This is a genomic window from Microseira sp. BLCC-F43 (assembly GCF_041929235.1).
GTDB lineage: Bacteria > Cyanobacteriota > Cyanobacteriia > Cyanobacteriales > Aerosakkonemataceae > Microseira.
This window is the reverse complement of the sequence record NZ_JBHFNP010000310.1, coordinates 92,238-114,050: the sequence shown is the minus strand read 5'-3', so window position 1 is coordinate 114,050 and position 21,813 is coordinate 92,238. Positions and strand designations below refer to the sequence as shown.

The window sequence follows — 21,813 nt, the reverse complement described above, 5'->3', positions numbered from 1 at the left end:
AATCGGTCGGCGGGACAAGGCACGATCGATCTGTCGGTGATTGGAAAATGTTAATCTTGCCGTGCCCCTACCACCGACGATTCATCTGTCGGCGGGGCACGGCACAATAAATCTATCGCTGATGGCAAAATTAATCTTGCCGGGCCCCTACCCCCAACGAATAATCGGTCGGCGGGACAAGGCTCTATCGCTCTGTCGGTGATTGTAAAATGTTAATCTTGCCGTGCCCCTACCACCGACGATTAATCTGTCGGCGGGGCACGGCACAATAAATCTATCGCTGATGGCAAAATTAATCTTGCCGTGCCCCTACCACCAACGATTAATCGGTCGGCGGGGCACGGCACAATAAATCTATCGCTGATGGCAAAATTAATCTTGCCGTGCCCCTACCACCGACGATTAATCTGTCGGCGGCGCACGGCACAATAAATCTATCGCTGATGGCAAAATTAATCTTGCCGTGCCCCTACCACCAACGATTAATCTGTCGGCGGCACAAGGCACGATCGATCTGTCGGTGATTGGAAAATGTTAATCCTGCCGTGTCCCTACCACGTTAATCGTGCCGCATCCTAACCAACAGCAACTGGAACTGGTGACAATTTGGTCATCAACCTAACGCCGAATTCCTGTTCAAACTGCATCTTTTTATAATCCAAATTCCACAGTTCTAACGCGCAATCATCGTTAGGTTGTGCAGGTTCCAGGTGCAAGCGAAATTCTCGCAATTCTGGACGATACTCGCACTTGACGCGCTTCACAGCACCAATTTGTCGCCGGTCTAGCGCCACGGCTAAGCGCAACAAAGCACTCAATTGGCATACCATTTGCCGCTGTTCTTTGGTGGGCAAATTGCGGTAGGGATCGTGCTTTTTCTTGGGCGCACTTTTGCGATGATAGCGAGCAATATTGGCAATCAATTCGATCTCGCATTCGGTATAACCGAGTAACTCGCTGTGGCGAATTAAGTAATAAGAATGTTGGTGGTGCGCCGAGTGACTGACGTGGTGACCGCTGTTGTGTAAAATTGCCGCAGCCCACAATAGTTCTCGTTCTGCTGCACCCCAGTTGTGCAGGCGTCCTTGAGTTTGGTCGAATAAACTCATGGCAAATTCTGCCACTCGTTGGGAATGTTCCAAATTGACTTGATATTTTTGGGCAGTTTTAAGCACGCTGCGCTGACGCACCGAACTTTGATAGCGCAATCGGTCTTCAATTAAACCGTGGGTTAGCATCCAGTCTACGATCGCACCTTCCCGCAGACTGCGTTCGCAAACTGCGATCGTTTCCACTCCCAGCAATGTCATTGCTTCCTGCAAAATCACCGCCCCAGCTAGAATAATTTCGGAACGGCGATCCGACATTCCAGGAATCGCGGCGCGTTCTGTATAATTCAACCTCCGGAAGCGATTCACCCACTCGCGCAAATCTTTTAAACTAAACTGATACCCATTTAGCGTCGAGGGAAGTATCCCCAACTTTTCGCGGGCATTAATCGCGGCTATGGTTTCAATCGTACCCGCAGTTCCGACGAGGCGAGGAATTTCCCCCGGTTTTAAGTGTGTTTGCAAGTCTTCTACGGGACGTTCTAACATCCCGCGCACGTAAGCTTGCAAAAACTGATATTCGGCGTTGCTGATGGGGTCGGTTTTGACTAATTCTGCGCTGAGTCGCACCGCGCCTATTTTGGTGCTGCTGAGACTTTGCGGTTCGTGACTATCGCCTAAAATTAATTCCGTCGAACCGCCGCCGATATCGATAATAATGTGGGGCTGGTTATTAAATTCCATCCCCGACAGCACCCCTAAATAAATGCGGCGCGCTTCTTCTTGACCGGAAATTAAATCGACGTGCAGTCCAACTTCGGCTTCTATCCGTTGCAGGAAGTCTCGTCCGTTGGGAGACTCGCGCACCGCGCTAGTTGCGATCGCAATAATTTGTTCGGCGTTGAGGCTTTTAGCGACTTCGAGACAGCGACGCAATGCAGCGATCGCTCGTTGCATTGCTTCTTCTTTGAGGCATTTGGTGATCGGGTCGCGATCGCCCAACCTCACTGTATCTTTTTCTCGGTCAATAATCGTAAAAGCCGGTAGCGAAGGAATAATCCGCACTACCACCATGTGAATCGAATTCGTACCGATATCAATCGCCGCTATAATGCGATGATCTTGGGAGCCAGCACGATCCGAAACATTCACCCAGCTATCTGAAATTGTATTCACCATCTAAGTAGTAGGTAGTTGTTACTTTGTAGGGGCGGGTTTGGCTGCCAAGAAGACATCCCTACCAGAACAAACTCGCCCGTAAATTAGTTAGCAGGACGCAGGTTGGTCGTCGTTAGTTCTTTCTTCACCGTCTTCTTTCACGATTCAGGGCTTCATCACCAGTTTCGGTAAAATCGGCACCTGCCTACTTAGACGCATCCACGATGATTATCCAGCCCCCCAAGAATAAAGATATCCGATTTAAAGCAAAAAAATGCAAATGCTAATTTTATTTGACAGGACTTACCCACGAAGATCCCGATCCTATCACCTTTGTTTCTGGCTGGAATCTCGAGTTCCCAAACCAACGATTTTTCAGAGAAACCCGGTTTCTGGCTGGGATCTCGAGTTCCCAAACCAACGATTTTTCAGAGAAACTTTGGTGTTTGCCTAAGTCCTGTTGATTTAGCTGGAAATTTAACGGTATAAATTCCTATTAGAACGTCGAGGACTCGAATATGCTCACCCACCAAGAACGCCAAGACGAACCCACCTGGCTTTTGATTATGCGGCTGTTGAGGTGGGACAAACCAGCCGGACGCCTGATTTTAATGATACCGGCACTTTGGGCTGTATTTTTAGCTGGTCACGGAATGCCGCCAGCGCCGCTAGTAGGCGTGATTATATTAGGTACATTAGCGACTAGCGCGGCTGGTTGTGTAATCAACGATTTGTGGGATCGAGATATCGATCCGCAAGTGGAACGGACGCGATCGCGTCCCCTCGCTTCTCGTGCTTTATCCGTCCGCACTGGTGCTGTCGTGGCGATTGTAGCGATGAGTTGCGCCGGAATTTTAGCGCTGTATCTCAATCCTCTCAGTTTCTGGCTGTGCGTGGCGGCAATTCCGGCGATTGTGTTTTACCCTACCGCGAAGCGAGTATTTCCCGTCCCCCAGTTGGTGCTTTCCATTGCTTGGGGATTTGCGGTATTAATTAGCTGGAGTGCTGCGAAGTCTCACCTAGAACCCGCCAGTTGGATACTTTGGGGCGCGGTAATCCTCTGGACGTTAGGATTTGATACCGTGTATGCCATGAGTGACAGAGAAGATGACCAACGTATCGGCATTAATTCCAGTGCCATATTCTTTGGCAAATATGCCGCCCTTGCAGTTGGTATCTTCTTTATCGGTACGATTGGTTTGCTAGCTTGGCTAGGCGCTATCATGCAATTGCATTCGGGCTTTTGGCTAGCATTAGGAATCGCCACAATCGGCTGGATTTGGCATTATTCTCGCCTGCGCCAAGACGATTTACCCAGACCCGTTTACGGCAAAATCTTTCGTCAAAACGTTTGGATTGGGTTTATTTTATTAGCTGGGATGATTGTGGGATTTCTTTGGTAATCGGTAATAGGTAATTGGTAATCTCAGAGCTTGCACCAGCCGTTTTAGCCTGCCCGGAAATCAATTTCAAAGGCTTTTAGCTCAAGTCCTCTTAAGAGGACTGAAAGCTTTTGATCGTAAGTATTTAGTCCTCTTGGGAGGACTTGAGCTACTCGCTGTGGGAATTTATTCCCTGGCGCATGTTGGGACTGGTGCAAGATGTGAGTAATGAAACTGTCTTACAATTACCAATTACCCATTAGCAATTAGCCAGCAATTAGCAAACTATGAAAAAAATCATTATTGGCGTCATGGGTCCTGGAGCAAATGCCACCCCATCTGATTTAGAAACTGCCCGCGAATTGGGCAAACTAATTGCTCAACAAGGATGGGTATTATTGACAGGTGGTCGAAATGTTGGCGTGATGGAAGCTGCAAGTATAGGGGCAAAATCAGCAAATGGTTTAACAGTTGGAATTCTGCCTTCATCTGATACTAGCAATGTTTCTGATGCGGTTGATATTGCCATTGTTACCGATATGGGAAATGCCCGGAATAATATTAACGTACTTTCTTCCGATGTAGTAATTGCTTGCGGCATGGGTGCAGGGACGGCATCAGAAATTGCCTTGGCGATTAAAGGGAATAAGCCAGTTATTTTGTTGAATTGCGACGATAAGAGTGAGGCTTTTTTTAGAAGTTTATCGAAAGATGTAGCGATCGCAGACACTCCCCAAGCAGCGATTCAACAAGCCAAACAAATTATATCATCTCCGATGTAGGGTGCGTTAGACGAGAGTACGGCACCATCACCACTAAAGGATAAATAAACCCGCCTCGTCTAACTCGTCACCTCTAACCCCAACGTTTCTTGATATAATCAGTCGCTTCTCTAACGTTTAATGGTCGATTAGAATTACCAGCCCGGATCTAAAAATATTCATCTTGTCCATCTTTAATATAAACAGGTCGCGGCGAGGGCGAGACTCTAATTCTACACACATCTTTACCTTCTACTTCACCAAAGCTAATTTGAATACAAGTACCGCAATCTTGACCGCAAGCATTGAGTAAAGCAGTCATCAGGTTATTTTCATAAACATCGCGGTTCTTGCGGTTATCTAATTTTTTGTTGTAGTCATATTCAATCCCAACAACCTTTCTCTAGGTTTAAAAATGCGGCAACGGTTTCTGTAATCCGTAACTCCGTCGTTGTACTATCTTTTTCAAAAGTAAGGACAACAAACTTAAAACGGCTATCAACAACCTCAAAAATTATCTGGCGATTTTCAAAACAGAATAACCCAGTAACTTTAGTTTTGCTAAACAACATTTCCCTTGCTTAGTTCCCAAGTCAGTGTAGATACCGCTGGGAATAACAATTCCACACTCACCAGGACGTCAGAGATTAAAACACTGTTCTACAAACAGCTTATAAAGATTAATATCCGTCCCGACTTTTTTTTGACAATGGAAATCTGATTTTTATAATGTTCAGACGAACGATAGTAAGCACTAACGTGAGGATACTGACTTTGATATTCCAGCCAAGCGTTAGCAATTTCAGTATTTTGTAAAAGCTTTTTTTGTTCCTTCTCAAAAGCCTTGATATCCATCTTATTCTTCGTCACCAGTTCGTTATGCTGTGCGAAGAATTCGGCTTGAAAGTCTCCCACGGTGGATTAGTGATAATCGCATCAAAACCACCCTGTTCTAACACCTTATCAAAGTGATAACCCCAGTGAAAAGGCTTCAAGGCGGCAATATCATCAATTTTCAATACACGCTTCTTTGACTTCCCAGATAACTGAACTTCCTCATATTTAATACCCAGACGCTGACTAAACTCATCCAACAGCAAAAGATTTAACTTCTCTTGGGATTCCTGGTTGAGTTTCTCAATGTGACTGCGCAACATCAACAACCGAGATTCTTGAGAAGTACCCTGTTGTTCTCCATAACAGAAGCATACCAGCGTCTGTCAGATTCATTGGTAATACCTTGAATGCCAGATTCGGGGTCAAGTAATGCTGTATGCTGTAGTTTAAACTCTTCAAAAAACTTCTTATTAACGCGTTCAACATCAAAACCTGATTGCAGACGTTGAACAATATCGATAACGCCTACAGCTTCTAATTCTTCTATGTCAACTTTTAAAGCACTAATTTTACTTAAGAGTAAATCCCATGGTTCCCGTTTCACATAAACATGGTCGCGGGGATAAATTTTTGTGCCTTCTCGCTTCACCCAATACCAAAGAGATTGGGTGCGATTACCATCAATAAAAATTCAGAGATTTTCTAAATGTAACTGAGAAATGTCTCTGTAAATTGCCTCACGAATTTTAGCATTAGGAATTTGACCCGCATCTGCGGTAATTTCAAAAACAACTACCTTTGACAATTCTGCAATTTTCTGGCGAGTATACTTTTCCCCATTAATTGTCATTGATAAAGCTTTTTTAGGTGACGGGTTATTCCACCCAAGCTGATGGATAAACAGGTCATCAAACTTAAATTCTTGCAGAAGTTGGCGGCTATGTTGAAAATCAATCGTCATAATCGGTGAGATATAAAACTTTCTTTACTCTGGTTATAGCCAATCGCCAAATTATGATTACAGCCACTTTCTGCAACCATTGGTTGCAGTTTTTCATCATTATATAATAGTTTAACCCTTCGGTAATTTCTGTTGCATTATGCGCTTTGCAGCTTCATAATCGTCATTTAACAAATAGCAAAAATGATAGTAACTTGCTAAATAGAAATTGCACCCAAATTTTTCATAGCGGTCAGCTACAGCGAGAAAACCATATCTGGCATCTTGTTCGCTTCTAAACCAATCTTCAAAAAAAGAATCATGTAAATAAAGCGTTATTGTTTTTGCATCAGCACTGGGAATTAAACGAATTAATTCAATACTGGGATGATGAGAACGGCTAACTGGTAGCAGTATATTAAAACCATTAAAATTGAGGAAATCAGCTAAATCATCTTCGCTCATTTGATAGGAGGGAAATAATGATGATTCTGGCAACTTAATAAAATTTCGCCAACTCATCCAAAATTCATGCTTGGCATCAAATCCAGGGTCAATATCTAATCTCCAATTATCTTCTTGGCAAAGGTCGTCGATGACTTCTTTGGGTAAATCTGCTAGCTTCATAATAAAATTACCCAACTAAACTTGAATATTCTTATTGTACCAGATACCCTACTTGTTTAGGACTTACGCAGCGACACCATGTATGGTAGTTGCGGTGCCGTACTCTCGTCTAACGCACCCTACATTTACAGCGAATTGCTTTCCGAGTGAAGTACAGCCTTTTGGCTTAGTTTGTCAAGCGCGCAGCGCTTGACAAACTAACTTTCCACAAACAATCCCAAAGAGCAAATAATTTGTGGTTCTCGTTTTTCAGCTTCTTCACTTACAATACACAAGCGTTCATCCGTCCGCAAAGCAACTACTAATTCAGCTAACTGCTGGTTACTAATGCCACTGGGTAATTGACGGTTTAAAGTATCAATAGCTGACTGTCGCAACGGATAACGATAAATGTCATCAATCGCCTTTAAGAGTTCTTCTGTTACAAATGCTGTTCCTTTCTTGTCTTGAACATACTTCTTCAGTCGTTCATAAGTGCGGAACCTAGCACCTGATGGTCTTCCCAACTCAACCCCACTATTCTGCTCTGATTCGGCGATTAATTCCGCACCTTTTTTAACTAATTCATGATGCCGTTCATCTCTTGTAATTGCTGGTGTAGAGGGTTCGCATTCTGCTACTTTTAAAACTGCTAATTGCGACTGGGTGACACTGTTACCGTTCCGGTCAACCCACACTAGGGAATCATTACCCTCAGCGGTTTTCATGTACAGCAAAACTCCTTCCGGTTGCACTGGTGTGGGGGTATGAGCGCGAGTAGAATATTCGGCATTTTCTTGCAGTCGCTGGCGCAGTCTTTGAGGTAAATTAATAATCCTTTCTACACCCTCAGCCGGGAGAAAAGAATAGCAGCGAATTTCTTTTACTTTTATTTCTTTATCGCAACCCGCTCAAACCTTAAAAATGCTGAAATCCTTGATTTAAATTTATTTTTTTTTTATAATTATAATTATTATTAATATCAACTAAATTAACTGTTTTTTCAGCGTTAATTTTCCCGATAATTGCTGCTTTTTTGTCTAATTCTTCCACAAATTTACCAGCTATTTCTGGGGGAATACAGAGAACTAATTCAAAGTCTTCGCCGCCGTATAATGCCCAATTTAATGCTTGTTCTGCTGACACAAAATTGAGTAAACTATCCGAGAGGGGAATATGCGATCGCTCGACCACCGCCCCCACTCCACTCGCCCGACAAATCTGCACAATCCCATCAGCCAATCCATCGCTGCTATCCATTCCAGCAATGGGTAATTGGTAATGGGTAATGGGTAATGGGTAATTGTCTAGAATGTCCCACAAAATCGGTAAAACATCTAATCTGGGTTTGGGGCGTTGATGGGCTTGAATTAAGATGTTGCGATCGCGATCGCTTAGATTATTTCCCAATTCGGGATTTAGTAGTAATTCTAATCCGGCGCGGGACGAACCGTGAACGCCTGTAACTACAATTGCATAGCCCGGTTGTGCGGCACTGCGGCGGATAATCCGATTGGGGGTAACTTCGCCAAACGCAGTGATGGAGAGGGTGACAACGGGCGATCGCACCACATCTCCCCCCACAATCGGGGTATTGTATTGTCCCAAACATTCGCTCATCCCCTCATAAACCTGCTCCACCCAACTCACCTCTGTATCCCCCGTCACACCCAAACCTACGGTAATTCCCAGAGGAGATGCGCCCATAGCGGCTAAATCGGATAAATTAGCAGCAGCCGCACGCCAGCCTGTATCTTGGGGAGAGGTGGTACGATCGCTAAAATGCACCCCATCGACTAACATATCGGTAGTGACAACAAGCTCGTACCCAGGCTGCAATCGAAGAACAGCCGCATCATCGCCCACTATTTCATCGGGACAAAACCGCTGCAATCGTTGTAATAACCCTTGTTCCCCAATATCCCTAATCTGCATAAATTGTTTGTAGTAGGGACTTTAGTCCCCAAACCTAATAACAAAGGACGTTCGTCCTGACTACGAACTGAAAAGCATTTTAGTCAGTTTTAACTGACAAAACTTACACAAACACCAAAGTTTCTCTGAAAAATCGTCGCTTTGGAAGTAAAGAGCGTAGCAAGAAACCCGGTTTCTATGTTTGCTAATTGTGGGCGAATCAAATCTAAAATCTGCCATCTCAAATCTGAAATAATCACCAATCTCCTTTTGCCAAAGACGGAGGTAAACGCAATTTAGGAAAGCGATAAAAAGGTTCGCCATCCCGATCGAATTCCAGAATTGCACCAAAAGTCTTAACCTGTAGATCCAGGTACTGCTTAGCCAACTGAGAATCAACAGTTGCAGCCGCAGCTAGCTGGATCAGGGAAATACAACTATCTTGCTCCTTCAACAACTCATAGAAAGCTACTTCTAGTCGCCGTTGCTTCTGCCGATCGCCAGTTGCCTTAATTATAAATAAGCCAGCCGTTCCAGCAAGCGCGAGGATTAATATAAACTCAACAATCGCCATGTCAGGTAAAAATCTAGGCTAATTTATATTTTGCAATATTTTACGATATCGCTCCCAGACAATAGCCTGAGAGCGAAATTTTGGGCAGATATTGCCCTCGGGCTTAATTTAAGCAGCTTGAGGCTGAACCAGATTTTCTGCCCCTCGAACTACCTTAGCCGATTCGATCGTATCGCCTGCCCGCAGCTTTTCCAACACTTCCTTCCCTTCCGTCAGGTAGCCAAACACTGAATAGCGACCATCGAGTAAGTTGAGTCCGGCGGGAGTGAGTTCGGGTTCAAATAGGAAAAAGAAAAACTGAGACGATCCCCCATCTGGCTCGAATTCGGGACGCGCCATCGCCACAGTACCATAGGCAGAGAAGGGTAAAACCGGCTTTTCGCGGAAGCGTCCGGCATCTTCTAGGGTAATACCATAAGTCGGTGCCCGGTCGCCTTTAACCAGAATTTCTAGGGGAATGGCGCGGTACTTGCCAGTTGCTGGGTCAATAAAACCTTGATCCGGACCGGGTGGATCTCCAGCTTGCAACACGTAAGATTCTTCAGCGCGAATAAACTTCATCCCGTCGTAAAAACCGCGCTCAACTAAATCTACAAAGTTACCCGCAGTCACGGGGGCGCTATAGCCATCTACAACTAAGGTAATCGGGCCTTTATTGGTCGTCATTTCGATGGTGGCGCGACCTTTAAGCTGAGGTAGATTGCTATATTCGGCGGGAACTTCATAGGGGAATTTCTGCACCATCAAATCTTCTAGATCCCCGACTAAATTCAGCGCCTTGGAACGCTCGAGCGATATTTGGTTTTTATCCTTGGCTTCGTTAGCGTTGGAGATCGCGGTTAATTGCCCTTTCAATTCCTCGATCAAAGCCTCAGCTTTTGGCTTTTGTGCTTCAGGGACGCTGGCTAGCAATTTCTCAGGACGGGAGAGAATCGAACCCGCTTTGCTAATATCGCTAGAAATAGCACTCCAACGGCGATTGGCTCGCAGTTGGTTCGCAATGTCTTCCAAACTCGATTGCAAGTCTCGCACCGGCTGATTGTCAATCGGTAGCGCGTACCGCAATAGCGCTCTACCATCGGTGATAGGATTTCCCACAGGTAAACGGCTCTGGCGGTAGGCAGCAGAAAGCCCCAAAGAGAGCGTTACCAGCAGCAGCATCGCGATGCCGGTTAAGAGCCAGCGTTTGGCAAGCTCAAAGAATGGAAGACTAGAACGAGGCATAAATAAAGTTTTAAGTAAACACAATCTTACATCTTGCCATAGAGGGGAGGACGCTCGCTTGGCGGGGACACTCTGACGCGGGGAATGAAGATAGGGAAAATGGGGAAGATGGGGAAGATGGGGAAGGTGATGCAGGTGATGAAGACGATCAAGATAGGGAAGATGGGTAAGATATTACTTCTACTTCAAGCATCTCCCTTGTCTCCCTTGTCTCCCTCATCTCCCCATCACCATAGCCCCCCTGCCTCTGGAACCCCTGTTTGGTCACTAAGAGCGGTACAATCATTAAGCCGATCGTTCTGCCTGTGGGAAACAAGGTTCATGATTTCGAGTAACGATTTTCGACCCGGCGTATCAATTGAATGGAATAATGGCGTTTGGCGGGTCGTAGAATTCCTCCACGTCAAACCAGGTAAGGGTTCTGCTTTTGTGCGAACCAAGCTGAAAAACGTCCAAACTGGCAACGTGGTAGAACAAACCTTCCGCGCTGGTGAAACGGTGCCCCAAGCCAATCTAGAAAAGAGTACGATGCAGCATACCTATAAAGACGGCGATGATTACGTCTTTATGGATATGGAAACCTATGAAGAAGCGAGACTTTCTGCTAAACAGATTGGCGATCGCGTCAAGTACCTCAAAGAAGGCATGGAGGTGAACGTCATCCGCTGGAACACCCAAGTGATGGAAGTAGAACTGCCCAACTCGGTTGTATTGGAAATAGTTCAAACCGATCCTGGTGTCAAGGGCGACACCGCCACCGGCGGTAGCAAACCCGCTATTGTCGAAACCGGGGCGCAAGTGATGGTTCCCCTGTTTATTTCTATAGGCGAGCGCATCCGCATTGATACCCGCGAAGATAAATATCTAGGTCGCGAGTAAATTTTAGAGGTGAGATTTTAGATTTGAGATTGGGGAATGTCGTTCCCAGGCAGCTCCGTGGGAACGAGGGTAATGGGTAATGGAAAAAACAATTACCACTTACCAATTACCCATTACCTGTTACCAATTACCTTCAAAACGAATTTAACGGGGTCAGACTTATTGTGGAATTGGACTTGAATGCACTGCGCGAACTCCTGGCGGTTTTAAATCAAACCGAGATTACCGAACTGACACTCAAAAGCGCGGACTTTGAATTGACAGTGCGTAAGGGTAGCTCATTGAGCGATCGCCCACCCGAACGCTTATCACCCCAAGCTTTAGCTTTCGACCAGGAGAGTCGCGCGATGCCCCCTGACCTGCCAGTCCGCCCTACAACAACTCCTGCTGGCGCGGTAGGCAGTTTTGCTTCTCCTCCACCGGCATCACCCCCACAAGCTGAGTCGAAATGGGTGGCTATTAAGTCCCCGATGGTGGGGACATTTTACCGCGCCCCCGCTCCCAACGAACCGCCGTTTGTGGAAGTGGGCGATCGCATCCGCGTTGGGCAAACGATTTGTATCATCGAAGCCATGAAGCTGATGAACGAAATTGAAGCCGAAGTGTCAGGACAGGTAATGGAGATCCTCGTATCCAACGGCAATCCCGTGGAATACGACCAAATTTTGCTGCGGATTAATCCAGACTGAACATTACTCTATTGCTATAGAAAAGGAACTGGTAAAATTTTTGGGCATCGGTCCTTTTTGATAAATTCAATGAGACAAGCGCAACCTGTACCGCAAGAAGTTGTGCAACAAGTGGCTGAGTACTTCAGCATTTTGAGCGAACCAATGCGCCTTCGGCTGTTAAACTTACTTCGCAATGGCGAGAAATGCGTCCAAGAGCTAGTAGATGCCACGCAAACGAGTCAGGCGAACGTTTCCAAGCACTTAAAAGTGATGTTGCAGGCAGGTATCCTCAGCCGCCGCAGCGAAGGCACCTCCGCCTTCTACAAGGTGGAGGATGAGTTAATTTTTGAGCTGTGTAACCTGGTATGCGATCGCCTAGCTACCCGCATCGAACAACAAGCCCGTCACTTTCGCGATTTTAGCCTCGCCAGCAAACAATAGTTGGGTAATTGGTAATTGGTAATTGGTAATTGGTTGCGATTTATACTTTTCAGTTGACCGATTACCCATTACCCTCGTTCCTACGGCTCTGCCTGGGAACGCCATCACCCCTACAGGTGAAAATCCGCGTCAAAACTTTGGCGAGTCATCGGTTGGTCGATGGTTAAACCTTCACCGCCTAACTCTGTCAAGGGTTTCCCCTCGACAGATATATACACTTTGGCTTTGGGGTTTAAACTGGTTGCGGTGTAAATCACCTGTCCCAAGCGGCTTTGCATCGAAGCCGTACCGCCGCCCCTCGTGAATTCTTGGGACAAATCAACGGATACGGTATCATTTTTAACCGCCAAGCTGCGGAGTTTGGTTCCCTGGGGAATGCTGGAAGAAACACCCGCATCAGCACCCGTAGATCCCGATAACAAGCGGTTAAAAGCTTCTTCTAGAGACTGTTTTGGATTTTGGTTTCCCGTCTTGGTTGACGCTACCGGACGACCAACCAGGTGTATTTTATTATCCTGAGCTGCAACTAAATAAACTTGAGCCGTCTGCTGTTGTTCTGGCTGGACAACAGCAGACGGAGTGGGAGTATTATTTGTTACCGTCTGGTTTTCCCTTCCACAAGCAGTAACTAAAGCCAGGGTCACGACACCCGCAATGACGCTGCGAGGGATACGACAGAGTAGTTGTTGTTGCATGATTGGGTTCTCCTTCCAAATAAGCAGACTGGGTGTGAGGAGACCGAAATAGAGCTATGTGTTTGGCAACGGCTAGTTGTTGACCTTCTGGAGCGAAGGTGAGGGCAAAACTCGTACAAACGCCGCGATCTCCAGTTGATCTGGATTTATCTTTAATTGTAGAAGCCTTGCTGTAATTCCGGACTGTTCCAATTGACCGAGATCGAACTGTTCGGTTAAACTCTGGCTCAGCGGGCCAAGCAGAAAAGAAGGTATCTCGTTATTATCGATCGATGCACTTGGCTCGATTAATTGCAACCGCCGCCCCGATACAAAAGCTATCCCAGACTCAAGTCTAATCGGTAATTTCCTCCCATTGGCGGCATCGGTTTGGGTTTCGCCCTCCTGCTGTAACTCTACCTGGAACCGCAGGCGGTTGTTTGCCAGAAATTCTACCCTGGGATTGACGAAAGTGTAGCGTTGCGAACCTTGATTTAAAAAAGCACCCGCATAGCGGGTTACCAGATTCTGCAACAGCGCCTTGATTCTGGGTGTCTGTAAAGCTTTGTTGATATCCCCTGCGGTTAAAACTAACCGCACCCCAGCTTGCAAAGGTTGGCGTAAAGCTGCGGTAGGCAACTGTCCCCGCTGTCTCAGACGCTGTATATTAACGTCAACGGGGTCGGTTTCTAATTCTAAAGCAGCGATGCGAGCTTCGGGGATGAGCCACAATCCGCGTCCAGCAATGCGCACCCGTTCTAGTTTACCTTGCACCAACTGGTAGCTGGGAATGTTGTCTACTCGGACTTGTAATTGTTCTACCCTGTCAAACTGGGAACGGATGCTATTTCTAGCAATACTCTCTACGAAAAACCCAGCCGTAGATAGCAGACCAAATACCGCAGATAAAAGATAGGTAATGATTTCCATTGGGAATGGCTAATCGCTAATTGCTCATGGCTCATTGTTAATTGTTATTGGTTTTTTGGCAATTAGCCATTGTTAAGAATAAATTTCACAGATGTAGGGGCACGGCGTAGAAGGATTTTTGGTTTTTATTAAAAGTTTGTCTAATGCCGTGCCCCTACTTTAGGATAAGGCAGCCTCGATCCACTGCTTGAGCGTGGATACTACTTCATCGATGGGAATTTCTTGGGATTTGTGGGTAGCGCGTTCGACAACTTCCACTTTACCCGATTGCAGCGATCGCCCGGTGACAATCCGGTAAGGTATGCCAATCAAATCGGCATCTTTAAACTTTACACCCGCTCGCTCGTTGCGGTCATCTAGCAGGGTTTCAACTCCCGCTTGATTTAATGCTGTATAAAGTTTCTCCCCGACTTCTATCTGTTGGGCGTCGGATACATTGGGAATCGAGATAATCGCGTGGTAGGGAGCGAGCGCTACAGGCCAAATTATCCCATCTTTGTCGTAAGATTGCTCCACCGCCGATTGTGCTAATCGCGACACGCCTACCCCGTAACACCCCATCACCAAAGGCATTTCTTCCCCTTGTTCGTTGGTGTAGGTAGCGCCCATTGCTTTAGAGTATTTTGTCCCTAGTTGGAAGATATGACCGACTTCGATTCCCCTGGCGCTTTGGAGGGTTTGTTCCGGGTCGTGGGTGGCGCGATCGCCCGGTCTAGCTTTCCGTATATCTACTATGCTTTCTGGTAACTTAAATTGAGATCCCCAATTCGCTCCCACTACGTGATAGCCAGATTCGTTAGAACCAGTGACGAAATTCTTTAAATCAACCGCAGTTTTATCAACTAACCGCAAAAACTTGGGATCCCCCCCTGGCCCCCCCTTAGCAAGGGGGGGATCCCCCCCTGGCCCCCCCTTAGCAAGGGGGGGTTGGGGGGGATCCGAGGTAATATAATCATCTGCGATATCTGGTGCAATATAGCCCAAAGGTAAAGACTTCGCCGCCCATTTTTGCTGTGCTTCGGCATCGGGTACTTGCAGGGCTAAAACCGTTTTAGCATTGTATCGCTCTGCTTGCCGTACTAACTCATTTTGCAGCTTAACATCATTAACTTCTTGGTCGCCGCGAATGCTGACCAATACCAGCACCGTCATGCCATTATCATAAACAGCTTGGTAGAGGACATTTTTGACAACTTGAGTCGGGGAACATTTAAGGAATTGGCAGAGTTTTTCTATCGTTTCGGTTCCCGGAGTTTCCCGTTTTTCATAACTATTAAACGGCGAAGGTTCTGCATCCGCTGGCAACGAAACCGCCTTTTCTACATTCGCGGCATACTTGCCATCTTCGGTGTATAGAACCTCATCTTCTCCCGCATCTGCGAGTACCATAAATTCTTGCGAACCCGAACCGCCAATTGCCCCCGAATCAGCTTCCACCGCGCGGAATTTTAAACCAGAACGCCGCAGCATATTGCTGTAAGCATGGTGCATATCCTGATAAGTTTTTTTCAGGCTTTCCTCATCTGCGTGGAAAGAATAGCCATCCTTCATGATGAATTCGCGCCCCCGCATTAAGCCAAATCTAGGGCGAATTTCATCGCGGAATTTCGTTTGAATTTGATACAGATGCAAAGGTAATTGCCGATAAGAACGAATCATTTCCTTAGCGACAGTTGTAATTACTTCTTCATGAGTCGGACCAAGACCCAATTCCGTCTCGCGGCGGTCTACGAGGGCGAACATAATACCCTCAGCCTTAGTATAAGTATCCCAACGACCCGATTCTTTCCACAACTCGGCGGGTTGTAATTGGGGGAGGAGACACTCTTGCGCCCCCGTGGCGTTCATTTCTTCCCGGACAATTTGGGAAACCTTTTGCAGCACCCGCCACATCAGAGGCAGATAGGCATAAATACCGCTACCGATGCGACGTATATAACCTGCACGCAGGAGTAATTTATGACTGGGTATTTCTGCTTCTGCTGGGTCTTCCCGCAGCGTGACAAATAACATTTGAGACAGTCGCATCGTTTCTTCCTTTTCCCGACGGGATGCTTGCTTTCTCAGTCTAGAACATTCGGGGGTTCAAATCTTTCAGATGAGCGGGACTTACCCAAGGGCGTTGCCAGAAACCCGGTTTCGACCGTCGATTTCTCGTTGACAAACCAACGATTTTTCGTACAAACCGGGAATATGAGCGTAAGTCCTGATGATATAGCAATCTCATCCTTGTCGCCCTTGTCTGTAGGGGCGAGTTGATTCCGCATATCTGGCTCTCTGCAAGATATCTGGTTAAAGTCCGTCCCTACTATAGATAGTCTCCCATAAATCCGCCTTCCAGTCTTGGGTCGCCATTGGCTTGGCTGTGAACCGTAGTTTATGGTATCACCTTATTAATCGATTTTTACAACCAGACTATCCAAAACATCGATATTATGGCAGTTTATCAAGACCGCGAAGCGTTCATTCCCTATCGTCGATCCGACCTGATCGAACTTTGCGTGGAAGACGGTCAGTTAGCCGCCGCAGATGTGTCAAAGTTCCGCAATTTATGCGAAATCTTGTCTGCCTATTACCATTTTAATTTACATCAACAATTAGAGTTATTAAAATCTAATTATGCTCCGTTTAATCCGGATGCCGATACCAAATTTAGAAATGAATTGACAACAGACCAAAAGGCCAATATGCAAGCCCAATTGGTGACGGTTTTTGAGAATATACTGACCCAAGCTAATTATATACGCTTAAACAAAAAAATGTTACAATTGGCGGTGCAGGAAAAGTCATTAATTGAGTTAAAAACACAGATTGATTTTGCCGACTTTGACCAGATCGTTTTCTACTACCGAGGCGACCGAAAACAGAAAATTTTAGTCAAAAAATTATTGAAAAATGTAGAAAAGACGATTCAGGTATTTGAGCGGGTAGTATTGTTGCTAAAATCCAAAAATTACAGATATTTTGAATCTAAAAATTCTTCGATAAAAAACCTTAATTTTAAGCCTGGTAAAATATACATTTACTTTTACAAAAACATTCCCAAATATGACCTAGAGTTTTTATTTCCCAACATTAAGATCAGCATGACATGGAAAGACCGTCTCCTGTTTGGCATTCCGGCGGTTGGGGCTGGTATTCCGCTCGTACTCAAAATTATACCTGAATTGTTAGCGATTGTAGGGGTGATATTATTTGTCTTTTTCGGTCAGTCGATCCTGGTAAAATATATCAGCCAAGATCAAGTCCGTAATATTATGCCCATACTGGTAGCTTTCTTGTCTCTAATTGTTGGTTTGGGCGGGTTTGCGTTCCGGCAATATAACAATTACAAGAATAAGAAAATCAAGTTTCAAAAAGAAATAACAGACACTCTGTTTTTCAGAAATTTGGCTAATAACGCTAGGGTTTTTAGCTCTTTAATTGACGAGGCCGAAGAGGAAGAATGTAAAGAAATTATCCTGGTATATTATCACCTAATGACGAGCAAAACACCTGTGAATCCGGAACAATTGGATGACCGAATTGAGGCATGGATGGAAGAAAAATTTGGGACGAAAATTGACTTCGATATCAATGGCCCCCTACGCAACCTGGAAGCAATACGCGGCAAAATTGTCAAAGAAGGAGAAGCGGAAGCTAGTACGCCAGAAATACCGCTCCTGACTTACGATAACCAGGGATTTTGTCAAGTTCCATCCCTGGACGATGCCAAAACAATCGTAGATTACGTTTGGGACAATATCTTTCTCTACGCCAAATGATGGCATCTCAGGAAAAGCCAGATGTCAATTTGCCCGTGGGATGAATTACCATAAATTGGTCAGTAAATTTGATAATTGTTTTTAACAGAGGTGCGAACGCGAGTGCGTGCCTCCGGCATATCGCGACACCCCACACCCCTATTTGTAATCGCACCGTACACATATGTGAAAGCACTTGCACAAACGCGCCTGCGCCTTAGTCCGAAGATTACCATTTACAATGCAGATCCTTCTGCTTGGTCAGAAACAAGTCTATGGGCGAAGTTGAAGAATTCCTGAGGTTACTTGAGGAAAGACCAAGATAGCAAGGCTTTGGATTAAGGAATACCATTATGCGGTATCTTGCAGAAGTCCAAAAAATAGGAACGCTTGGCATTAAAACACAACTCAAGCTGCTAGCTTATCAGGAAAGCGAACAGATTTGGAGTCCCGTATCCGATGAAGAGACAATTTTATCAGAGACAGCTAATAAGTACAAAGCTGGTGCTTTTGTGCTAGTTGAATTGAACAAAAGCAAACAAGTCCAACAAATTGAAGAAGCAGCACGTCCTTTAGTTGGCATTTTACAAAGTTATGCCCATTTACCGAAAAAGTTACAGCGCCTAGAAGAAGACATAAAATTGTGGCAGCAGTCTTACTCCGAACAGAAAAAAATGCTGACGCGGCGTAGTTTAGCGCTGCAAAATCGAGAACAACAATTGAAACAACAAAAAGAAGATTTTAACCAAAAGCTAGACCGACAACGCGAGCAAATTGACAGCGTGTGGGATGACCTCGATCGACTGCGCCAACAGCTAAATCTCGACCGTCAGAAGCTAACAGAAACTTTGCAGCAACTTTGACCTCTTGCCGCCATAAATGGACGGGGATTCTAAACTCTTGCTTCACCGAGGGATAAAACCAATCGGTTACGCTTTTTAGTGTTGGTGGTGCGTTACACGACCTTAACGCACCCTACTAAAATCCACAGATCTATTTCCCACGACTTGCGGCGCACCCGCTACCAAACGCAGTGTTGGTGGTGCGTTACACGACCTTAACGCACCCTACTAAAATCCACAGATCTATTTCCCACGACTTGCGGCGCACCTGCTACCAAGCGCAAATCGTCGCAATAAACAGATAGCCAAGGTTGACCTAAATTTAAACTAGAAAAAGGACTTTCTGCGGGGACTACCAATTTGCTGTTAATCAACCCCAAACGAGATTCAACCTCACCTTTAAACAACAACAAATCTGTACCCAAACTGCTCAAAACTGGGCTGCTTAACGGTATCGGCAACCCAAAACTTGGCTGACTGTAAGTGAGGCTGCAAAGTTGTCGATTTCCTTGGCGGATGGTAACGTTAGACTGCTCTCCCTTCACCCAAGTAAACTCAGCCAATTCTTTTGGTAGACCCCAAATTTCTCGACCGCCTGCTACAGAATCGGAATTATCGACATAAATATGGGACACCCAAACACCAATTTTGCCGGAATAGTTCACCACACCAGCAACAACAATTAACTCGTTGTATTCCAGGACAGAACCTAATCCGTAGGAGGATACATAAACCCCGCCTAGAGTTTTTCCAGGCCATACAGCAATAATGTCTAATTCTTTTGGAATAAAAGGACGCGATCTGTCAATATCGATTAACTGTAAAGTTTGAATTGCGTAGCCTTTGAGCGTCCACGGTGCTTGTGGATATGACATTGAAAGATTCTCCTGTTAACCCTTTTCCCTTTTTAGCGTAAGGTATCGAGCAGATAATCTGCCAAAAGGTGAAACTATTGTACTAGCTAAACTCATTAATATTTCATATGATGTCTGGTAGATTACCCATAATCATCAGCCGGGACACGGCACGATTAACGTTATCTGTTTGTCCGAGATATCTCTTTAGCCTTAGTCCCTACGCAACGACTCTGTGAGGTTTTTTTATTATGGGCAATTCAACGGACATCATATTATTTCAACTAAAGTAAGCAAAAAAAGAGGAGAGGAATGCGATCCCATACCCCTCCTCCCTAGTTAATTAGCCATTAGCAATTAGCCATTAACTAATAACTATTTCGTTTCCGAGAATTCGGCGTCAATCACATCATCGCCGCCAGAAGAACCAGTCGAACCAGTGCCACCTGTGCCAGCATCGCCACCAGGTGCAGCACCTGCACCAGCTTGTTGATAGATATTGCTACCAATGCTGTACAGGGTTTGTTGCAGTTCGGGCATTAAGGTCTTGATGCGTTCGTCGTCTTCTTTGGCAACGGCGTCTTTCAAGTCTTTGATCAAACCTTCAGCCTTGGTTTTATCCGCAGCGGGGACTTTATCTCCCAACTCTTTAAGCTGCTTCTCAGCTTGGTATGCCAGAGAGTCTGCTTGGTTCTTGCGGTCGATCTTTTCGCGACGTTCCTTGTCTGCGGCAGCGTTGCGTTCGGCTTCTTTAACCATGCGCTCAACGTCATCTTTGGGCAGGGTAGAAGCGCCGGTAATGCTGATCGATTGTTCTTTACCAGTGCCTTTATCCTTGGCGGTAACGTTCAGGATACCGTTGGCGTCGATATCGAAGGTAACTTCAATTTGAGGTACGCCACGGGGTGCGGGAGGAATGCCATCGAGTCGGAAAGTACCCAGACTCTTGTTGTCGTTGGACATTTCCCGTTCGCCTTGGAGGATGTGGATTTCTACGTTGGTTTGACCATCCACGGCGGTGGAGAACACTTCCGACTTCTTGGTAGGAATCGTGGTGTTGCGTGGGATAATCTTGGTCATAACGCCGCCCAAGGTTTCCACACCCAAAGACAGGGGAGTTACATCCAGCAAGAGGATGTCTTTAACTTCACCCGCGAGGACGCCTGCTTGAATCGCAGCACCAACGGCGACTACTTCATCCGGGTTCACGGTTTGGTTGGGTTGTTTGGCTAGAACCCGCGCCACCAATTCTTGCACGGCGGGAATCCGAGTCGAACCACCCACCAATACAACTTCATCGATTTGCTCTTTATTTAACTTGGCGTCGCGCAGAGCGTTTTCTACCGGAATGCGGCAACGATCGATTAAATCCGAGCAAAGTTCTTCAAATTTAGCCCGAGTCAGCTGCACTTCCAGGTGTTTTGGACCTTCCTGAGTTGCGGTGATGAAGGGCAGGTTAATTTCGGCTTGGGTAACGCTAGAAAGCTCGATCTTGGCTTTTTCTGCGGCTTCGGTGAGGCGTTGCAGCGCTTGTCTGTCTTTCCGCAGTTCGATGCCTTCGTTTTTCTTGAACTGTTCGGCGAGGAAGTCTACGATTTTCTTGTCGAAGTCGTCACCGCCCAGGTGGGTATCGCCAGAGGTTGCCAGTACTTCAAACACGCCGTCGCCGACTTCTAGAATCGATACGTCAAACGTACCGCCGCCTAAGTCGAATACGAGAATAGTTTCGTTGCTCTTCTTGTCTAAACCGTAAGCGAGAGAAGCTGCGGTGGGTTCGTTGATGATCCGCAGTACTTCAATGCCCGCAATTTTACCAGCGTCTTTGGTAGCTTGACGTTGGGAGTCGTTGAAGTAGGCAGGAACGGTAATAACAGCTTGGGTGACTTGTTCGCCCAGATATTTGCTGGCGTCATCTACCAGCTTCCGCAGCACTTGGGCGGAAATTTCTTCTGGGGCAAATTGCTTACCTTGAGAAGGGCAGTCAAGCTTGACATTGCCGTTGACGTTGAGGACTTTGTAAGAAACTTCGGTTGCTTCGTGGGTGACTTCGGAGAATTTACGCCCGATAAACCGTTTGACCGAATAGAAGGTGTTTTCCGGGTTCATCACCGATTGACGTTTGGCGATTTGACCGACCAAGCGATCGCCATTTTTGGTAAACGCCACAACCGAAGGCGTGGTGCGAAAACCCTCTGCGTTAGCAATTACTGTGGGTTTACCACCTTCCATCACTGCCACGCAAGAGTTTGTCGTACCTAAGTCAATTCCAACTACTTTTGCCATAAGAGTATTCTGGTTCTATGTCGCTACAAAAACTTTGGCCCTCTTTTGACC

The 21,813-nt window shown here is 45.9% G+C and carries 25 protein-coding genes; 7 read left to right on the top strand and 18 right to left on the bottom strand.

Annotation, left to right across the window (positions count from 1 at the left end; translation table 11 throughout):
* Positions 1–575 precede the first annotated feature (575 nt).
* On the bottom strand, positions 576–2,228 hold the full coding sequence (locus ACE1CM_RS41715; protein ID WP_374885125.1) for an HD domain-containing protein: 1,653 nt from the start codon (positions 2,226–2,228) through the stop codon (positions 576–578).
* Positions 2,229–2,725: 497 nt separating this feature from the next.
* Here ACE1CM_RS41715 and ACE1CM_RS41710 point away from each other — a divergent pair, with 497 nt between their 5' ends.
* Complete coding sequence (locus tag ACE1CM_RS41710) at positions 2,726–3,610, top strand: 4-hydroxybenzoate solanesyltransferase (RefSeq protein ID WP_374885123.1); 885 nt, start codon at positions 2,726–2,728, stop codon at positions 3,608–3,610.
* A gap of 266 nt (positions 3,611–3,876) precedes the next feature.
* Positions 3,877–4,371 carry a TIGR00725 family protein gene (locus tag ACE1CM_RS41705; protein WP_374885122.1) on the top strand — a complete coding sequence of 165 codons (495 nt, stop codon included), beginning with the start codon at positions 3,877–3,879 and terminating at the stop codon, positions 4,369–4,371.
* Positions 4,372–4,519: 148 nt separating this feature from the next.
* Here ACE1CM_RS41705 and ACE1CM_RS41700 read toward each other — a convergent pair whose 3' ends face one another.
* The 11 genes from ACE1CM_RS41700 to ACE1CM_RS41650 form a co-directional block, all read right to left on the bottom strand.
* A complete protein-coding gene (locus tag ACE1CM_RS41700) occupies positions 4,520–4,672 on the bottom strand; it encodes a hypothetical protein (protein ID WP_374885120.1) in 153 nt (50 codons plus the stop codon).
* Positions 4,673–4,733: 61 nt separating this feature from the next.
* Complete coding sequence (locus ACE1CM_RS41695; RefSeq protein WP_374885119.1) at positions 4,734–4,922, bottom strand: hypothetical protein; 189 nt, start codon at positions 4,920–4,922, stop codon at positions 4,734–4,736.
* A gap of 88 nt (positions 4,923–5,010) precedes the next feature.
* A complete protein-coding gene (locus ACE1CM_RS41690; RefSeq protein ID WP_374885117.1) occupies positions 5,011–5,220 on the bottom strand; it encodes a hypothetical protein in 210 nt (69 codons plus the stop codon).
* The gene (locus tag ACE1CM_RS41685; RefSeq protein ID WP_374885115.1) at positions 5,217–5,507 is read right to left on the bottom strand and encodes an Eco57I restriction-modification methylase domain-containing protein; all 291 of its coding nucleotides are present in this window, start codon (positions 5,505–5,507) and stop codon (positions 5,217–5,219) included. The genes ACE1CM_RS41690 and ACE1CM_RS41685 overlap by 4 nt, the downstream gene beginning before the upstream one ends.
* Positions 5,507–5,836, bottom strand: a complete 330-nt coding sequence (locus tag ACE1CM_RS41680; protein WP_374885114.1) for a hypothetical protein — start codon at positions 5,834–5,836, stop codon at positions 5,507–5,509. Before ACE1CM_RS41680 ends, ACE1CM_RS41685 begins: the two co-directional genes overlap by 1 nt.
* Before the next feature lie 42 nt (positions 5,837–5,878).
* The gene (locus tag ACE1CM_RS41675; protein ID WP_374885112.1) at positions 5,879–6,148 is read right to left on the bottom strand and encodes a hypothetical protein; all 270 of its coding nucleotides are present in this window, start codon (positions 6,146–6,148) and stop codon (positions 5,879–5,881) included.
* Positions 6,149–6,259: 111 nt separating this feature from the next.
* A complete protein-coding gene (locus ACE1CM_RS41670) occupies positions 6,260–6,754 on the bottom strand; it encodes a hypothetical protein (protein ID WP_374885111.1) in 495 nt (164 codons plus the stop codon).
* A gap of 197 nt (positions 6,755–6,951) precedes the next feature.
* Positions 6,952–7,461: a hypothetical protein gene (locus ACE1CM_RS41665; protein ID WP_374885109.1), complete on the bottom strand. Its 510-nt coding sequence runs from the start codon at positions 7,459–7,461 to the stop codon at positions 6,952–6,954.
* Between the two features lie 190 nt (positions 7,462–7,651).
* On the bottom strand, positions 7,652–8,668 hold the full coding sequence (thiL, locus tag ACE1CM_RS41660) for a thiamine-phosphate kinase (protein WP_374885107.1): 1,017 nt from the start codon (positions 8,666–8,668) through the stop codon (positions 7,652–7,654).
* Positions 8,669–8,903: 235 nt separating this feature from the next.
* Positions 8,904–9,221: a hypothetical protein gene (locus ACE1CM_RS41655; RefSeq protein ID WP_374885106.1), complete on the bottom strand. Its 318-nt coding sequence runs from the start codon at positions 9,219–9,221 to the stop codon at positions 8,904–8,906.
* Between the two features lie 108 nt (positions 9,222–9,329).
* Positions 9,330–10,445, bottom strand: a complete 1,116-nt coding sequence (locus tag ACE1CM_RS41650; RefSeq protein ID WP_374885104.1) for a peptidylprolyl isomerase — start codon at positions 10,443–10,445, stop codon at positions 9,330–9,332.
* 321 nt (positions 10,446–10,766) lie between these two features.
* Between ACE1CM_RS41650 and efp the strand changes: the two genes are divergently transcribed.
* From efp to ACE1CM_RS41635, 3 genes are all read left to right on the top strand, one after another.
* Entirely contained in the window at positions 10,767–11,324 is a 558-nt protein-coding gene (efp, locus tag ACE1CM_RS41645) for an elongation factor P (protein ID WP_226578363.1), read from the top strand.
* Between the two features lie 164 nt (positions 11,325–11,488).
* Positions 11,489–12,013: an acetyl-CoA carboxylase biotin carboxyl carrier protein gene (gene accB / locus ACE1CM_RS41640; RefSeq protein WP_374885103.1), complete on the top strand. Its 525-nt coding sequence runs from the start codon at positions 11,489–11,491 to the stop codon at positions 12,011–12,013.
* Positions 12,014–12,082: 69 nt separating this feature from the next.
* Positions 12,083–12,436: a metalloregulator ArsR/SmtB family transcription factor gene (locus ACE1CM_RS41635; RefSeq protein WP_226578369.1), complete on the top strand. Its 354-nt coding sequence runs from the start codon at positions 12,083–12,085 to the stop codon at positions 12,434–12,436.
* A gap of 110 nt (positions 12,437–12,546) precedes the next feature.
* Here ACE1CM_RS41635 and ACE1CM_RS41630 read toward each other — a convergent pair whose 3' ends face one another.
* From ACE1CM_RS41630 to ACE1CM_RS41615, 4 genes are all read right to left on the bottom strand, one after another.
* Entirely contained in the window at positions 12,547–13,131 is a 585-nt protein-coding gene (locus ACE1CM_RS41630; protein ID WP_374885101.1) for a GerMN domain-containing protein, read from the bottom strand.
* Between the two features lie 72 nt (positions 13,132–13,203).
* Entirely contained in the window at positions 13,204–14,040 is an 837-nt protein-coding gene (locus ACE1CM_RS41625) for a DUF2993 domain-containing protein (RefSeq protein WP_374885100.1), read from the bottom strand.
* Between the two features lie 159 nt (positions 14,041–14,199).
* Complete coding sequence (gene proS / locus ACE1CM_RS41620) at positions 14,200–16,068, bottom strand: proline--tRNA ligase (protein WP_374885099.1); 1,869 nt, start codon at positions 16,066–16,068, stop codon at positions 14,200–14,202.
* 35 nt (positions 16,069–16,103) lie between these two features.
* Complete coding sequence (locus tag ACE1CM_RS41615; RefSeq protein WP_374885097.1) at positions 16,104–16,307, bottom strand: hypothetical protein; 204 nt, start codon at positions 16,305–16,307, stop codon at positions 16,104–16,106.
* 168 nt (positions 16,308–16,475) lie between these two features.
* Between ACE1CM_RS41615 and ACE1CM_RS41610 the strand changes: the two genes are divergently transcribed.
* Positions 16,476–17,804 carry a TMEM143 family protein gene (locus ACE1CM_RS41610; protein ID WP_374885095.1) on the top strand — a complete coding sequence of 443 codons (1,329 nt, stop codon included), beginning with the start codon at positions 16,476–16,478 and terminating at the stop codon, positions 17,802–17,804.
* A 332-nt stretch (positions 17,805–18,136) separates the two neighbouring features.
* The gene (locus ACE1CM_RS41605) at positions 18,137–18,646 is read left to right on the top strand and encodes a hypothetical protein (protein ID WP_374885094.1); all 510 of its coding nucleotides are present in this window, start codon (positions 18,137–18,139) and stop codon (positions 18,644–18,646) included.
* A gap of 194 nt (positions 18,647–18,840) precedes the next feature.
* Here ACE1CM_RS41605 and ACE1CM_RS41600 read toward each other — a convergent pair whose 3' ends face one another.
* Positions 18,841–19,500 (bottom strand): acetoacetate decarboxylase family protein, encoded by a 660-nt coding sequence (locus tag ACE1CM_RS41600; RefSeq protein WP_374885093.1) that lies wholly within the window; start codon positions 19,498–19,500, stop codon positions 18,841–18,843.
* A gap of 354 nt (positions 19,501–19,854) precedes the next feature.
* The gene (dnaK, locus tag ACE1CM_RS41595; RefSeq protein ID WP_374885092.1) at positions 19,855–21,762 is read right to left on the bottom strand and encodes a molecular chaperone DnaK; all 1,908 of its coding nucleotides are present in this window, start codon (positions 21,760–21,762) and stop codon (positions 19,855–19,857) included.
* Between the last annotated feature and the right edge of the window lie 51 nt (positions 21,763–21,813).

Bases quoted from the DNA above. Each gene is read 5' to 3' on its own strand.
- dnaK (WP_374885092.1), bottom strand. From the start codon at position 21,762: ATGGCAAAAGTAGTTGGAATTGACTTAGGTACGACAAACTCTTGCGTG.
- ACE1CM_RS41700 (WP_374885120.1), bottom strand. From the start codon at position 4,672: ATGACTGCTTTACTCAATGCTTGCGGTCAAGATTGCGGTACTTGTATT.
- ACE1CM_RS41695 (WP_374885119.1), bottom strand. From the start codon at position 4,922: ATGTTGTTTAGCAAAACTAAAGTTACTGGGTTATTCTGTTTTGAAAAT.
- ACE1CM_RS41625 (WP_374885100.1), bottom strand. From the start codon at position 14,040: ATGGAAATCATTACCTATCTTTTATCTGCGGTATTTGGTCTGCTATCT.
- ACE1CM_RS41710 (WP_374885123.1), top strand. From the start codon at position 2,726: ATGCTCACCCACCAAGAACGCCAAGACGAACCCACCTGGCTTTTGATT.
- efp (WP_226578363.1), top strand. From the start codon at position 10,767: ATGATTTCGAGTAACGATTTTCGACCCGGCGTATCAATTGAATGGAAT.
- thiL (WP_374885107.1), bottom strand. From the start codon at position 8,668: ATGCAGATTAGGGATATTGGGGAACAAGGGTTATTACAACGATTGCAG.
- ACE1CM_RS41685 (WP_374885115.1), bottom strand. From the start codon at position 5,507: ATGTTGCGCAGTCACATTGAGAAACTCAACCAGGAATCCCAAGAGAAG.
- ACE1CM_RS41675 (WP_374885112.1), bottom strand. From the start codon at position 6,148: ATGACGATTGATTTTCAACATAGCCGCCAACTTCTGCAAGAATTTAAG.
- ACE1CM_RS41610 (WP_374885095.1), top strand. From the start codon at position 16,476: ATGGCAGTTTATCAAGACCGCGAAGCGTTCATTCCCTATCGTCGATCC.
- ACE1CM_RS41705 (WP_374885122.1), top strand. From the start codon at position 3,877: ATGAAAAAAATCATTATTGGCGTCATGGGTCCTGGAGCAAATGCCACC.
- ACE1CM_RS41655 (WP_374885106.1), bottom strand. From the start codon at position 9,221: ATGGCGATTGTTGAGTTTATATTAATCCTCGCGCTTGCTGGAACGGCT.
- ACE1CM_RS41715 (WP_374885125.1), bottom strand. From the start codon at position 2,228: ATGGTGAATACAATTTCAGATAGCTGGGTGAATGTTTCGGATCGTGCT.
- ACE1CM_RS41670 (WP_374885111.1), bottom strand. From the start codon at position 6,754: ATGAAGCTAGCAGATTTACCCAAAGAAGTCATCGACGACCTTTGCCAA.
- ACE1CM_RS41600 (WP_374885093.1), bottom strand. From the start codon at position 19,500: ATGTCATATCCACAAGCACCGTGGACGCTCAAAGGCTACGCAATTCAA.
- ACE1CM_RS41665 (WP_374885109.1), bottom strand. From the start codon at position 7,461: ATGAAAACCGCTGAGGGTAATGATTCCCTAGTGTGGGTTGACCGGAAC.
- proS (WP_374885099.1), bottom strand. From the start codon at position 16,068: ATGCGACTGTCTCAAATGTTATTTGTCACGCTGCGGGAAGACCCAGCA.
- ACE1CM_RS41605 (WP_374885094.1), top strand. From the start codon at position 18,137: ATGCGGTATCTTGCAGAAGTCCAAAAAATAGGAACGCTTGGCATTAAA.
- ACE1CM_RS41630 (WP_374885101.1), bottom strand. From the start codon at position 13,131: ATGCAACAACAACTACTCTGTCGTATCCCTCGCAGCGTCATTGCGGGT.
- ACE1CM_RS41615 (WP_374885097.1), bottom strand. From the start codon at position 16,307: ATGCGGAATCAACTCGCCCCTACAGACAAGGGCGACAAGGATGAGATT.
- ACE1CM_RS41650 (WP_374885104.1), bottom strand. From the start codon at position 10,445: ATGCCTCGTTCTAGTCTTCCATTCTTTGAGCTTGCCAAACGCTGGCTC.
- ACE1CM_RS41635 (WP_226578369.1), top strand. From the start codon at position 12,083: ATGAGACAAGCGCAACCTGTACCGCAAGAAGTTGTGCAACAAGTGGCT.